Source organism: Rhizobium sp. 0TCS1.26 (assembly GCF_050455525.1).
Taxonomy (GTDB): Bacteria; Pseudomonadota; Alphaproteobacteria; order Rhizobiales; family Rhizobiaceae; genus Neorhizobium.
Map to the genome: position 1 here is coordinate 1,152,799 of NZ_JBCIYV010000002.1, position 13,613 is coordinate 1,166,411.

Below are 13,613 nucleotides of genomic sequence, written 5' to 3' on the forward strand. Positions count from 1 at the left end.
CCCGACAGAACCGCCGCATGGAGAGTTGCGGCGCACAATCCCCATGATAGCAGGAGTGTCTAAGGCGATGCACAGGGAGCGGATCGGCGTCGTTGGCCTTGGCCGGATGGGAAGCGCTATCGCCGAACGGCTGGCATCCCAAGGATATCAGGTGACCGGCTGGAGCCGCCGCGGTTTGACAATGGCCGAAGGCACCGCACTGGGCATCGCCGTGGCGGCTGATCTCGGTTATCTGGCTGCGGAAGCCGACATCCTCATCCTGTCGCTGATGGACGAAGAGGCGGTCGCTGCCGTTCTGACGGCGCTCGCCGGCCACGACCTTGCCAACCGTCTGATCGTCGAGACCAGCACGGTCGGCCCGGACATCATCCGACACCATGCGCCGGGCCTTGCCGCGGCAGGTGGCAGCGCCATTGACGCGCCCATCTCCGGCGGCCCCGATCTGCTTCGCCTCGGCCGCGCCGGCTTCTATATCGGCGGCAGCGAGACCGACGTGGCGCGGTTCCGGCCGGTGGCGGAGGCGCTGTCCGACCGCATCCATCACGTCGGTCCGCTCGGCGACGGCGCAACGGCGAAGCTCGTCAACAACATGATGCTGCTCGGCATCTGGCAGACGCTGAAGGAAGCCCTGCAGCTGGGCCAGGCAGCCGGCCTGACGCGCGAGACCATGCTCGCCTTCCTCGAGGGAAGCCCCGCCGCCAGCCCGGCGATGAGATCGCGCCTGCCGGTCATTCTCGGGCAAAGCGACACGGTCGGCTTTTCGCTGTCCGGCGTCGTCAAGGATGCTCGGGTTGTAGAGGCACTTGCAGAAGCTCTGCAGCTTGACTTGCCAGCCACGCAGGCCGCCCGGCAGAGCTTCGAAGCCGTTGAGGCGAAAGGTTACGGAGAAGCGGATCTCGCCATGATGGTGCGGATCGCGACGCAAGGGAAGGACAACGCATGACCGACAGCAAGCCCCGCATCACAATCGAGTACTGCACCCAGTGCAACTGGCTGCTGCGATCCGCATGGATGGCGCAGGAGCTCCTGCAGACCTTTTCCGACAGCCTCGGAGAGGTGTCGCTCATCCCCGGGACGGGCGGGATCTTTCAAATCCGCGCCGATGGCGAGCTTGTCTGGGAACGGGTTCGGGATGCAGGGTTTCCGGGGCCGAAGGAGCTGAAGCAGCGGATCCGTGATCGAATCGATCCGCAGCGGGACCTCGGCCACCTCGACCGATCTTCAAGCGAAATCAAAGACAAATCTGAAAGCGCCGGTTGAGCAACGGGCGCCTTGCGAGCAATCGGCCCACTCTTGCGGGCATAATTCGACACTGACCCAGAAACTTCAAAAACTCCGTTGACAGGCGAAGCGGGGACCAGTACATGGCTCCTCGTCGCCCAGATGGCGGAATTGGTAGACGCGCCAGCTTCAGGTGCTGGTACTCGAAAGGGTGTGGAGGTTCGAGTCCTCTTCTGGGCACCATTTCCATTGTACTAAAACAAAAAAAGACCGGCTCTGCCGGTCTTTTTTTGTTTGGCGCAGGTCTCTCTCTGCCTGCAGGCCGATGCTCAGTCCCGCGGCAGAGAATGCGGATTGAGGCCGGGGACCCACGGACGGTCCGGCAGCTGCGTGCCGGTATAGACGGCTCCGTTCTGCTCGCACCGATACACCTGCACCGGAAAGTCCGGGAACGCCGATCCGCGGCGCCAGCGGCGATACTCGACCTCCGTCGTGCAGTCTGGCTCGGCGGCCTGCGCCTGCCTCAGCCGTTGCTGTTCCGACTGGACGCCCGGGAGATCCTTGAAGGCGGGCGCGGGGTCGCTCCAGCCGGGCTGGCGAGGACGATCAGAAGCAAGGCCGGGCGCGTTCACGGCAAGTGCCAGAAGCATGGCGCCCATGATCGTCGTCCCTGTCTTCATCCCTTGCCTCATCTCGCTTGCTCCTGTGGCGGCCGATGCCTGTCCATAAATGTGGATGTGGGTACGGTGCGAGCCATGATCCATACCGCAGGCAAACGATCGCGTGATCCAGCACGGCGCAACGTTCGACATCCCAGTGGGAGTCGTCAGAATGGCCTGCGGAAGCCGGTCGGCTGGTCGTAGAGCCAGCCGATGCGGGTGATCGCTGCCTTGAGATCCTCGCGCGCCACCGTCATCGTATGGCCGTTGGCGTGCAGCATCGTCTTCTCGTCCTGCATGATGCCGACATGGCCCTTCCAGAAAACCATGTCGCCGCGCCGAAGGTCCTGTCGCCCGATCTCTGACCCGAACCTCGCCTGCATGTCGGAATCGCGAGGCGCCTTGTGGCCGGCCATCATCATCGCCAGCTGCGTCAGCCCGGAGCAGTCGATGCCAAAGCCCGATCGGCCTCCCCAGAGATAGGGTGTCTCGATGAAGCGCTCGGCGATCGACACGTAGTCTTCATCAGGCTTCTCGCCAAGCGCCAGGCAATGGCCGGCGATCACCGCACCACCGTCCTCAAGCAGGAAATAGCGGGTGCCACGGGTTTCCGCCTCACCGATCACGACGATCCGGCTTCCCATCGACAGGGCCCTCAAGGGGACGGAGCGCAGTTCGGCCTGCGGATAAACGAAAGTGCGCGGCACGACGACCCAGTGTGTCACTTCGACGGGAGGCGAAAGATCCGTCTCCGGGAGATAACCGACATAGCCATCCTCGTCGGCCTGTACCCAGGCCCAACCATCGCGGCGATCGAAGACGCGGACGCGCTCGCCGAACAGAAGCTGGGTATCGATCCCACGCTTCAGATCCGGGTAAGGCCGCAGCTGCGCGACGGCGACCGAAATTGCCGCCGGTGCGCCGGGTGCGAAGCGATCGGCGGAAACCTTGCCCGACAGTCTCTCGTCGGCGAGGTCCGCGCGGAAAGCGTTGAGGCGGCGGTCGAGGTGTTCGGTCATGGAAGCCCTCCCTGTGGGGCAGATCGGCGAGCCTCCGAACGGATGAGGTCTCCGAGGTTTTCAAGATAGAGTGCACCGGCGACCGTCCGCTTGATGACGACGTTGCGGCGGTCCTTCTCGTCCCGCGCCCGGTCCACCAGTTGCAGGGCGCCCATGCTGTCCAGCGCCCGGGTGATCACCGGCTTCGTCACCCCCAGCGTCGCCGCCAGGCCGCGCACCGTGTGCGGCGGCGGCACGAGATAGATCTGCAGCAGGATCGCCAGCTGCCGGAGGCTGAGATCCGGTCTTTCCTGACGCACCTGCCCCACCGAGACACGGTGCCAGAGGCCGAGCGCCTCGGTAGCCGTCAAATCAGCAGGCATGAGAACTCCAGAAACTTCCGCCGGACCATTGTCCGACGGAAAGCGGCGGTCGGCAAGCCTCGTCAGGCAAGCGAGGCGATGTGACGGAAGAGCGCGCGGATTGCCTGCGCCTCGCCGCCGACCGGGGTCTGCGGCTTGTCGGTGGCCGACCACGCAAAGATGTCGAAATGGACCCAGCTCCCGGCGCCACCGGCAAACCGCTTGAGGAACAGCGCGGCAGTGATCGACCCGGCCATGCCGCCGCCCGGGGCATTGGTGATGTCGGCTGCCCGCGACCGGATGTCTTTCTCGTAGCCCTTGAACAGCGGCAGGCGCCAGATCGGATCATCTTCCGCCTGGCTAGCCCTCGACAGGGCCAGCGCCAGATCCTCGTCGTCGGTAAAGAAGGGCGGCACCTCCGGCCCCAGCGCGACGCGCGCCGCACCGGTCAGTGTTGCCATGTCGATCATCAGGTCGGGCGTCTCTTCCGCGGCATAGGCCAACGCATCGGCGAGCACCAGGCGGCCTTCGGCATCGGTGTTGTCGATCTGCACGCTGATGCCCTTGCGACTGCGGTAGATATCGCCCGGGCGGAAGGCATCGGCGGAAATCGAATTCTCGACCGCCGGCACCAGTACCCGCAACTCCACATCGAGGCCGGCATCCATGATCATCAGCGCCAGGCCCAGGACATTGGCGGCACCGCCCATGTCCTTCTTCATCAGCAGCATCGAGGGCGCCGGCTTGATGTCGAGCCCGCCAGTGTCGAAGCAGACCCCCTTGCCGACCAGCGTCACCTTGCGGGCGCCCTTGCGCCCCCAGCGCATGTCGAGAAGACGCGGCGCCTGGGCGCTGGCGCGACCGACCGTGTGGATCAGCGGAAAGTTCTGCGCCAGCAGATCCTCGCCAACGATCGACGTTGCTTCGGCGCCGTAATGGGCGGCGAGCGCCCGGAAGACTTCTTCCAGCCGCTGCGGCCCCATGTCATTGGTCGGCGTATTGATGAGGTCCCTGGCAAGGAAGACGGCCGCCAGCCCGCGCTCGAAGGCAGCGGCGTCGGCTCCGTCCGGCAGCGCCAGAGAGGCCTCCAGCGGCTTCGCCGTCTTGTAGGTGTCGAAACTGTAGCCTCCGAGGCCAAAGCCGAGCACCAGGCGCTCCGGCGGCAGCGCGTCGCCCGACAGCATCCAGGTTCCGGCGGGCAGAGACCGGGCGAGCTTGCCGGCGATGAACGGCTGGTCCTGCGGCTCCGCACCAAGACCGAACAGCGCGCCCGAAAGCTTGCCATCCGACCCCTGCAGCAGCAGAAGCGACCCGGCATCGGCCTTGAAGCCGGCCGACCTTGCCCATTCGCACACCTCCGGCGAAGGTTTCTGCGCCTCGAGATCCGCCGGTGTCAGGCAGTGAACGAGGAGCTTTCCATCGGCGGATGGACGGAAGGGGGACGGTCTTTCGATGAACTGGTAGGGGGTCATGGATCAGCTTTCAAAGGGCATGCTTAACGAACTGTTAGGGTTAACAGATTATTGCTTGGACCTGGATAGCGCCACCCCCAGGATCGACCGGCGGACAGCGCGCGAAGCACCGCGAGTAGCCACGATGACTGCATTACAATCCACATCCGCGAAGCGTCGGCAATGGCAAATCGCCGCCTGCATCGCGCTTGCCTGCGCAACGCTTCCCTCCTGCGCCACCCAGAAGGCTGACAGACTGACCACCGGCTCCATTCCGAGCGCCTCGCTGTCGAAACCCGTCGATTTGATGACGGCAGTCGAGCTCGCCGGTGCCGAGAAGTCCATGGGCCTCGCCTACGACCGCAACCCGAAGGACAGGACGGCCGGGCTGAACTACGCCAACATTCTGCGGATGAACGGCAAGAACACGCAGGCGCTGGCGGTCATGCAGCAGGTGGCGATCGCCAATCCGACCGACCGCGACGTGCTGGCAGCCTACGGCAAGGCACAGGCCGCGGCCGGACAGCTGGAGCAGGCGCTGGCGACGATCGGCCGAGCACAGACACCAGATCGCCCCGACTGGCGGCTCTATTCCGCGGAAGGCGCCGTGCTCGACCAGCTGGGCCGCTCCGACGAGGCACGTCAGAAATACCGGCTGGCACTCGACACCCAGCCGAAGGAGCCGAGCGTCATGTCCAATCTCGGCATGTCCTACGTGCTGTCGGGAGACCTGAAGACCGCCGAAACCTACCTGCGCTCGGCATCGGAGCAATCAACTGCCGACAGTCGCGTGCGCCAGAACCTGGCACTGGTCGTCGGCCTGCAGGGCCGGTTTGCCGAGGCGGAGCAGATCGCCCGGCGCGAACTGACGGAAAGCCAGTCGGAAGCCAACGTCACCTACCTGCGCTCGATGCTGTCGCAACAGAATGCCTGGGCCAAGCTGTCCGACAAGGACCGCAAGCCGAGCCAGGCTACCAACTGATCCGGACGGGCGGCACTGTCCGCCAGCTGATCCGCTTTCAGAAGCGATCGGCAACCTGAAGGCCGGCCGGGCCGAGGATCACCGCGATCAGCACCGGCAGGAAAAACAGGATCATCGGCACCGTGAGCTTCGGCGGCAGCGCCGAAGCCTTCTTCTCCGCTTCATTCATCCGTTCGTCGCGACCTTCCTGGGCGAGTACGCGCAGCGCCTGGGACACCGGCGTACCATAGCGCTCCGCCTGGATGAGCGCCGTCGTCACCGCCTTGACGATGTCGAGCTGGGTGCGGATTGCAAGGTTTTCGAGCGCCACGCGACGGTCCGGCAGGAAGGAAAGCTCGGCCGTGGTCAGCACCATCTCTTCTGCCAGCGCCGGCGACTGCGGGGCCATTTCTTCTGCCACCCGCCGCATCGCAGCCTCCAGCGAAACACCAGATTCGACACAGATCAGCATCAGGTCGAGCGCGTCCGGCCAGTTGCGCTTGATCGATGCCTGACGCTTGCCGACACGGTTGCTGATGTAGATGTTCGGCGCATAGAAGCCGATATAGGCGGCAACGATCGTCGCCAGCAGCCGGATCGGCATCGGCCGCGAGGCGAGGTTTCCGAGCCCGAAGATCCAGATGGCGGCAGCCGCCAGAAACAGGAATGGCAGCAGGAAGCGGCAGACGAGGAAGACGTTGAGGGCGTTCTGGGTGCGCAGGCCGGCCGCCTTCAAGCGGTTGACCGTATTGTCGTCGACAAGCGCCTTGCGCAGGTTGAAGCGCTCGACGATCTGGCGAACCGGCTGGTTGTTCTGCGACCGGAGAGAGCCGCGGCTGGCCTCGGCGTTCATCCGGGCCCGCTCGCGGTTGCGCATCTGCTCGCGCTCCGTCGAGACGGCCCGCATGCGCTTGTCGAGGTCCCTCCCCTCGAACATCGGCACGACCAGCGAATACAAGGTGGCGAACACCGCCACCGCCACCAGCAGCGCGAGCAGTGTTGCCGGGTCGGTCAGGCGCGAGGCGAGTTCCGATGACATCGATTGATCCTCAGACGTCGAAGTTGATCATGTTGCGCATGACGAAGATGCCGATCGACATCCAGACGCCGGAGAACAGCAGGATGATGTGGCCGCGCGGATCGGAGAACAGCACTCCGATGTACTGCGGAGAGGTGAGGTAGACGAGCAGCGAGACAACGAACGGCAGAGAGCCGATGATCGCAGCCGAGGCCTTGGCTTCCATCGACAGGGCACTGACCTTGGCCTTCATCTTGCGCCTTTCGCGCAGCACCTTCGACAGGTTGCTGAGCGCCTCGGAAAGGTTGCCGCCCGCCTGGCTCTGAACGGCGATGACGATGGCGAAGAAATTCACCTCCGGCAGCGGCATGGTCATCATCATGCGGGCGCAGGCGTCCGGGATGCTGATGCCGACCTGCTGCGAATCCACGACCCGCCGGAACTCGCTTTTCACCGGCTCCTGTCCGTCACTGGCGATCAGCCGCATTGCGTCGCTGAGCGGAAGTCCGGAGCGGATCGAGCGGACCATGACGTCGAGAGCATTCGGCATTTCGTCGAGAAACTTGTTCTGCCGGCGCTTGATGAGGAAGCCGAGGAACCAGCGCGGCAGGCCGATCGCGCCAACGAAGGCGACGCCGACTGCGCCCAGCAACGGCAGCCCCGCCATCAGACAGAAGAGAAAGGCGAAGATGCCGAAGACGACGCTGAACACGTGGAAGCGAGCAGGCGTCAGCGGCAGGCCGGATCGGACAAGCTTCGCCTTGATGCTCCGGTCGCCGAGCTTCTTGTTGTTCTCCTGCTGCTTGCGCTCCAGGTCCTTCAGCGAGTCCTGCACGGACTTGCGGCGCTTGGACATTTCCTGAACCCGATCGCGGGCTGCCTTGACCTTGACGCGGTCGGTCTCGGCTGAGCTGACGCGGTTCATGCGGCTGGCGGTCTTCTTTTCCACCTCGATCCGCGAGAACAGCAGACCGTAGGCCAGCGACGCCGCGGCGATCGCGACGAGGACGGCAAGCGCCACGACGGTCATGTCCATTCCCTGATCCTCCGACCGCTAGTTGGTCTTGACTTCCATCTGATCGAAAGCGGCGGCGAGCCGTCGTTCCTCGTTATAGTAACGTGCGCGATCCCAGAAATGCGGCTTGACGATGCCGGTCGAGACATGGCGGCCGACCAGCCTACCGGCTGCGTCTTCGCCTTCGATCTCATAGCGCAGCAGGTCCTGGGTGATGATCACGTCACCCTCCATGCCGATGACTTCCGTCACATGGGTGATCCGGCGCGTCCCGTCGCGAAGACGGGCGGCCTGGACGATGACGTCGACCGAACCCGAAATGATCTCCCGCACGGTCTTTGCCGGGAGCGTGAAGCCGCCCATGGCGATCATCGATTCCATACGGCTCAGGCATTCGCGCGGCGTGTTGGCGTGGATGGTGCCCATCGAGCCGTCGTGGCCGGTGTTCATCGCCTGCAGCAGGTCGAAGACCTCCGGTCCGCGCACTTCGCCGACGATGATCCGCTCCGGACGCATGCGCAGGCAGTTCTTGACGAGGTCGCGCATGGTGATCTCGCCCTCGCCCTCGATGTTCGGCGGGCGGGTTTCAAGGCGCACCACATGTGGCTGCTGCAGTTGCAGTTCCGCCGTGTCCTCGCAGGTGATGATGCGTTCGTTCGCGTCGATGTAGCGGGTCAGGCAGTTGAGAAGCGTGGTCTTGCCCGAGCCGGTGCCGCCGGAGATGACAACATTGCAACGGACGCGGCCGATGATCTGCAGCAGGACCGCGCCTTCCGGCGTGATCGAGCCGAACCTGACCAACTGGTCGAGGGTCAGCTTGTCCTTCTTGAACTTGCGGATCGTCAAGGCCGGGCCATCGAGCGACAGCGGCGGCGCGATGACGTTGACGCGCGAGCCGTCCGGCAGGCGGGCGTCGCAGATCGGGCTCGACTCGTCGACGCGGCGGCCGACCTGGCTGACGATGCGCTGGCAGATCGACAGGAGCTGCTGGTTGTCGCGGAAGCGGATCTCCGACTCGATGGTCTTGCCGCCGACTTCGATGAATGTCTGGCCGGCGCCGTTGACCATGATGTCGGCGATGTCGTCGCGCGCCAGCAACGGCTCCAGCGGACCGTAACCCAATACGTCGTTGCAGATGTCCTCGAGCAGTTCCTCCTGCTCGGCGATCGACATCGCAAAATTCTTGATCGTGATGATATCGTTGACGATGTCGCGGATTTCTTCACGCGCGCTGTCGGTATCGAGCTTGGAGAGCTGCGACAGGTCGATCGTGTCGATCAGCGCCGCGAAGACCTGGCTCTTGGTATCGTAGTAGCCCTCGTTGCGCGGCGAGCGGCGACGTGCCGGAGCCGGCTGAGGAGCCAGTGGTGGCGCCGGGACTGCCTGGCGGGGGGCGGTCGCATTCGGCTCCTGGAGGATCTCGGGACCTGTCGACGCGGCAACGGCGGCCACCGCTGCGGCCGGCGGAGGCGCGATCCCCGCGCCTGCCTTTCCAAACCCCTCGTTACCCCGTTTTCCGAACATTCTGCGATCCAGTTCCTGCGAAGCAGCGATTACTTGCGTGACAGGAGGCCGAGCACCTTGCCGAGGCCGCCCTTCCTGTTTTTCTTGATGGACGTGCGTCCGGTAACGATGTGGGCAATTTGCGAGAAGGTCTCGGCCGTCGGCGACTTGGCGTCCATCTCGGTAATCATCCGCCCGCTGTTTGCAGCGCTGCCGAACAGCGGCGCATCGAAGGGAATGATGGCGATCGGCTCGATCTCCAGCGGCTCGACGAAGTCAGAAACGGCGATCTCCGGTCGCTTCGGCAGTCCGACCTGGTTGAGGATCAGGTGCGGGGAGCGGTCGTTGGGGCGAAGTTTCCGCAGCGCATCGAGCATGTTCTTGGCATTACGCAAGTTGGCCAGGTCAGGAACCGCGGTGATTACCACTTCGTCGACTTCGGAAAGCACGCTGCGGGTCCATTCCGACCAGGCATGCGGCACGTCCAGAACGGCAATTGGTGCGCTGCGCTGCAGGACGTCGATGACCGGCTGGAAAGCGCCCTTCTCGAAATCATAGGCGCGATCGAGCAGCGAAGGCGCGGCCAGCAGCGACAGGTGTTCCGAGCATTTGGTGAGCAGGCGGTCGAGGAACACCTCGTCCAGCCGGTCGGGCGCATAGACGGCTTCCGCCATGCCCTGCGCCGGATCCTGGTCGAAATCGATGTTGGCGGTGCCGTAGGCAAGATCGAGATCGGCAAGGATGGTCTCGGTCGAGAACAGCGAGGAAATGCCGAAGGCGCAGTTGTGAGCGATCGTCGAGGACCCGACGCCGCCCTTGGCGCCGATGAAGGCGATGGAACGACCGAGCGGCTCGGCTTCCGGATCGACGAAAATCGTTGCTATGGCGCCGAGCAGGTCCGGCATCTTCACCGGAGCGACAAGATATTCGGAAATGCCGTTGCGGATCAGTTCGCGGTAGAGCGTGATGTCGTTGTGCCGGCCGATCAGGATGACCCGCGTCGAGGCATCGCAGACGGCGGCCAGGGGTGCCAGATCCTGCAGAAGATCGCCGGGAGCCGCATCCGTCTCGAGGATGATGAGGTTGGGGGTGGGGGCCGTTGCGAACATGTTGGCGGCCGCAGCACTGCCGCCGCTCGTCACGCGCAGGTTCACCTTCGACATGCGGCGGTCCTGGCCAAGACGCTCCATCACCCGGTGCAGTGCATCGCTTTCGCAGAACGCGTGCACCGAAATGCGCGGCAGCGGCCGCAGGCTCTCCATGTCGCTCGGCCGTGACGGCTCGGGCGGAGCAAGGTCGTCCTGCATGCGGATTTCGTATTCGACAGCACTCATGGTGTCTGCGCCTCCGCTAGTTGTCGCTGTTGTTGGCTGCGCGATAGTCGCTGATGACGTTGGAGCGCTGCGCTGCATCGATCGGAGTCATGCCGCGCGGTGCGACGAGGTCGGTCGGATTGGCCACCTGTGCTGCAAGGTTGTTCTGCGAGGCGCAGCCGAAATTGTACCAGTTGCGGTTGGCGATGGTGTCGTCGGTCAGATCTTCCGGCCACTCTCCGCAGGCGGAGGTGACAGCCTTGGTTGCGACGTAGGACAGGCGGATGGGCGCCGCATCGCCGCTCGCATCGGCGGCATAGCTGGTCATCACGATCCGCTGCGCACGGATGCCGGCCGTCACCAGCGTGGCGCGGATGTCGCGCGACAGGTGCTGTGCTGCCGGACCGTTGGGCGAACCGTTCGGCACCTGGATCTGTACATGGCCGGCCGAGGAGGAGGCGAATTTCTGCGCAAACCCCTTGATCGTGTCCCGCATGCCGATGGTGAGGCGGGAATCGTTGGGGCTGACCGGAAGGTCGAGATTGCTCTGCGCTTCCGTCAGCACGATCGGGTGACGCTCGCGGTAATCGAGCGGGATGGATCCGGTGGTCAGGTCACGATTGGCGCAACTCGCCAGCAGAGCCGTGGAGAGCACCAGAAGCGCCGCCTGCAGCGGTTTCGTCGTCATTGTCCTTGTGCCTCTCACTTGTAGATGAAGCCGACCGCGCCGTGATATGGACCGGCAGTGGCCTGTTCCTTGCGCCCGTACAGCTTGTTGACCCGGTTGAGGAAATACATCGCGCCGTCGTTCTCCGGATTGAAGTTGTCGTCCGGACGCGCGATCTCGCTGCGCGCCACCGGGCGCACCAGATACGGTGTTGCGATGATGACCATCTCGGTCTCGTTGCGGATGAAGTCCTTGCTGCGGAACAGCGTGCCGAGGATCGGCACCTTCGAGATGCCCGGAAGGCCCGACATCGCCTGGCGGACATTGTCCTGCACCAGACCGGCGATGACGATCGAACCGCCGGAGGGCAGTTCGACGGTGGTCGATGCCTCGCGCTTGCGGATCGACAGGTAGGTCGAGCCGGGAATGGACGGGGAGGTGCCGTTACCGGTGGCGATCGAGCCCTCATAGGTGGGCTCGGAGACGTTGGTCTCGATGTTGAGACTGATGCGGCCGGCCGATAGGACCACCGGCTTGAAGTTCAGCTCGACGCCGTAATCGACGGTATCCACCGTGCGGGAGACGGTCGTCTTGTTCGAATTGTCGACTGCAACCTCCTGCTGGCCGGCCAGCCGGTACTGGCCGCCGACGTAGAACTTTGCCTGCTGGCCGGAAATGGCCGTCAGGCTGGGCTCGGCGAGCGTGCGCATGACGCCGGCCTGTTCCATGGCGTTGACATAGGTGGCAAGGCTGGTGGTGCCGATCGTTCCGCCGGCCCGACCGAGACCGCCGACGGCGATTGCGTTGCCGAGATTGGCAGGATTGGCAAACGAGATGCCGCCGCTGGCAGCGCTGCCGATCGTCGAGATCGTGCCGTTGAAACCAAGCTGCTTCAGGACCTGCCGGCTGACTTCCGCGACGGTGACCTTGAGCGTCACCTGATCCTCGCCTTCGATCGTCAGGAGGTTGACGATCTGCGACTGCTGCCGGTCTTCCGCATAGATGGCAACGGCGCCGTCACCGCTGCTGTTGCTGGTGGCGGTCTGGTTACGGGTCGTCGCCTCGCCGCCCTTCAGGAAGGCGCGTGCCAGCTTCTCGGCCTGTGCGGCATCCTGCGGCGTGCGCACCGAACCGGTCAGCACGATGTTGTCGGAAATGATCTCAACCTTGATGTCGGATTCCGGCAGGAACCGGCGCAGATTGCTCTGCAGGCCGACGATATCGCGCTCGACTTCGAGATCGAGGCTGACGATTTCCTCGCCGCCGGGGCCGAAGATGAAGATGTTCGTCTGGCCGACCGACTTGCCGAACAGATAGATTCGACGCGACGTGCGGGTGATGGCGTCGGCAACGCTCGGATCGGCGACCAGGATGTCGTGGGCGTCGGCAGGAAGATCCACGACCAGCGCCTTGTTCAGGCCAAGCTGCAGGCGCTTACGCACGCCGCGGCCGGCATCGGCGATGCGGATCAGGCTCGGCTGCTCGGCATGGGCCGCGGACGTCCAGAGACCGCCGGTGGCAAGCGGCATGCCGGTAAAGGCGACGCAGAAGCAGAGGCTGGCCGTTGCCGAGGCGCGAAGTTTGTCGATCCAGTGGGTCACGTTGCCTGTCCGTCCTTAATTCTGCGCCGGCTTGGCACTGTTGCCGGTGACGATGGCGCCGGATTTGATCACCTGCACCTCCGCCTTGCCGTCGCCGCCTGCAAGCAGGTAGTCGGCCGCCTTGTTGTCCGGCTCCTGGGCATCGGAGATCGACCGGAGCGACAGCGTCAGCCTGTCGGCCATCTGTTGCGCCACGGCCATCACCTTGGCCTGGTCGGGCGTCAGCTCAAGCGTTGCCGTCGTTCCGACGACGGCCTTGGAGCCATCGTCCTTCTCCTCGATATGCTGGTCGATCGCCAGGACGCGGATGTTGTTGAGGACGGTCTCGGTAAGGTAGCGACCTTCAGCTTCCTTGCGCACCATGATCACGTCGACCCGATCGTTGGGCAGGACGAAGCCGCCGGCGCCGGTGGCAACCGAGATCTCGGTGGCAACGGCCCGTTTGCCGGACGGCAGCAGCGACGACATGATACGATTGGAAGAGTCCGCTACCTTCTCCGCCCTCACCGGCTCGCCGGCGAACATCGGCAGACGGACGACCGCGCCCGTCAGTTCAGCGATCGCCGCCGGTCGCGCCTTTTCGGTAATGAAGCCTTCCGTCACGCCGCCTTCCGGCCACGCGGTCCAGCGGATGGAACTGTCCGTGAGACGACTTCCGACGGGAAGGCTTTCCGCCGAGACGAGGACGTTGACGGTTGGCTCGGGGCGGATGATTTCCTTGGCCTGCTGCACCACCGTCTGCCCGCCGCTGAGGCGCATGGCCAGCACGCCGGCAAGCCCCGCCGCGACGACGGCGACAGCAAGTATGATAACGCGAGCGGGTTTCATGACCATTCCTCGGGGG

The 13,613-nt window shown here is 64.5% G+C and carries 14 protein-coding genes and 1 tRNA gene; 4 read left to right on the forward strand and 11 right to left on the reverse strand.

The features are described from left to right. The first annotated feature begins 67 nt into the window (after positions 1-67). The 3 genes from AAIH46_RS12850 to AAIH46_RS12860 all read left to right on the forward strand — a co-directional run bounded on the left by AAIH46_RS12850 (position 68) and on the right by AAIH46_RS12860 (position 1,464). Complete coding sequence (locus AAIH46_RS12850) at positions 68-943, forward strand: NAD(P)-dependent oxidoreductase (protein WP_430306257.1); 876 nt, start codon at positions 68-70, stop codon at positions 941-943. Then, positions 940-1,260 carry a SelT/SelW/SelH family protein gene (locus AAIH46_RS12855; RefSeq protein WP_430306258.1) on the forward strand — a complete coding sequence of 107 codons (321 nt, stop codon included), beginning with the start codon at positions 940-942 and terminating at the stop codon, positions 1,258-1,260. The genes AAIH46_RS12850 and AAIH46_RS12855 overlap by 4 nt, the downstream gene beginning before the upstream one ends. Positions 1,261-1,377: 117 nt before the next feature. Next, positions 1,378-1,464: transfer RNA gene (locus tag AAIH46_RS12860), tRNA-Leu, on the forward strand. A gap of 86 nt (positions 1,465-1,550) precedes the next feature. On the opposite strand, the gene AAIH46_RS12865 is transcribed toward AAIH46_RS12860, so the two are convergent. The 4 genes from AAIH46_RS12865 to AAIH46_RS12880 all read right to left on the reverse strand — a co-directional run bounded on the left by AAIH46_RS12865 (position 1,551) and on the right by AAIH46_RS12880 (position 4,712). Beyond that, positions 1,551-1,901, reverse strand: coding sequence for a hypothetical protein (locus AAIH46_RS12865; protein ID WP_430306259.1), 351 nt, complete (start codon positions 1,899-1,901; stop codon positions 1,551-1,553). 146 nt (positions 1,902-2,047) lie between these two features. Continuing rightward, positions 2,048-2,899: a C40 family peptidase gene (locus AAIH46_RS12870; RefSeq protein ID WP_430306261.1), complete on the reverse strand. Its 852-nt coding sequence runs from the start codon at positions 2,897-2,899 to the stop codon at positions 2,048-2,050. Further along, positions 2,896-3,261 (reverse strand): MarR family winged helix-turn-helix transcriptional regulator, encoded by a 366-nt coding sequence (locus tag AAIH46_RS12875; protein ID WP_430306262.1) that lies wholly within the window; start codon positions 3,259-3,261, stop codon positions 2,896-2,898. Before AAIH46_RS12875 ends, AAIH46_RS12870 begins: the two co-directional genes overlap by 4 nt. A gap of 62 nt (positions 3,262-3,323) precedes the next feature. Then, positions 3,324-4,712: a leucyl aminopeptidase family protein gene (locus AAIH46_RS12880; protein WP_430306263.1), complete on the reverse strand. Its 1,389-nt coding sequence runs from the start codon at positions 4,710-4,712 to the stop codon at positions 3,324-3,326. Positions 4,713-4,836: 124 nt separating this feature from the next. Here AAIH46_RS12880 and AAIH46_RS12885 point away from each other — a divergent pair, with 124 nt between their 5' ends. After that, positions 4,837-5,673: a tetratricopeptide repeat protein gene (locus tag AAIH46_RS12885; protein WP_430306264.1), complete on the forward strand. Its 837-nt coding sequence runs from the start codon at positions 4,837-4,839 to the stop codon at positions 5,671-5,673. 37 nt (positions 5,674-5,710) lie between these two features. Here the strand turns inward: AAIH46_RS12885 and AAIH46_RS12890 are convergent, their stop codons facing one another. The 7 genes from AAIH46_RS12890 to cpaB are packed head-to-tail and all read right to left on the reverse strand — an operon-like array spanning position 5,711 to position 13,597. Then, positions 5,711-6,691 (reverse strand): type II secretion system F family protein, encoded by a 981-nt coding sequence (locus AAIH46_RS12890; RefSeq protein WP_430306265.1) that lies wholly within the window; start codon positions 6,689-6,691, stop codon positions 5,711-5,713. Between the two features lie 10 nt (positions 6,692-6,701). Beyond that, positions 6,702-7,706: a type II secretion system F family protein gene (locus AAIH46_RS12895; protein WP_430306266.1), complete on the reverse strand. Its 1,005-nt coding sequence runs from the start codon at positions 7,704-7,706 to the stop codon at positions 6,702-6,704. 18 nt (positions 7,707-7,724) lie between these two features. Next, the gene (locus AAIH46_RS12900) at positions 7,725-9,209 is read right to left on the reverse strand and encodes a CpaF family protein (protein ID WP_430306267.1); all 1,485 of its coding nucleotides are present in this window, start codon (positions 9,207-9,209) and stop codon (positions 7,725-7,727) included. Positions 9,210-9,238: 29 nt separating this feature from the next. Beyond that, on the reverse strand, positions 9,239-10,522 hold the full coding sequence (locus AAIH46_RS12905; protein ID WP_430306268.1) for an AAA family ATPase: 1,284 nt from the start codon (positions 10,520-10,522) through the stop codon (positions 9,239-9,241). Positions 10,523-10,538: 16 nt separating this feature from the next. Further along, on the reverse strand, positions 10,539-11,189 hold the full coding sequence (locus AAIH46_RS12910; RefSeq protein WP_430306269.1) for a CpaD family pilus assembly protein: 651 nt from the start codon (positions 11,187-11,189) through the stop codon (positions 10,539-10,541). A 14-nt stretch (positions 11,190-11,203) separates the two neighbouring features. Then, positions 11,204-12,769: a type II and III secretion system protein family protein gene (locus AAIH46_RS12915; protein WP_430306270.1), complete on the reverse strand. Its 1,566-nt coding sequence runs from the start codon at positions 12,767-12,769 to the stop codon at positions 11,204-11,206. A gap of 15 nt (positions 12,770-12,784) precedes the next feature. Beyond that, positions 12,785-13,597, reverse strand: coding sequence for a Flp pilus assembly protein CpaB (cpaB, locus tag AAIH46_RS12920; RefSeq protein WP_430306271.1), 813 nt, complete (start codon positions 13,595-13,597; stop codon positions 12,785-12,787). Between the last annotated feature and the right edge of the window lie 16 nt (positions 13,598-13,613).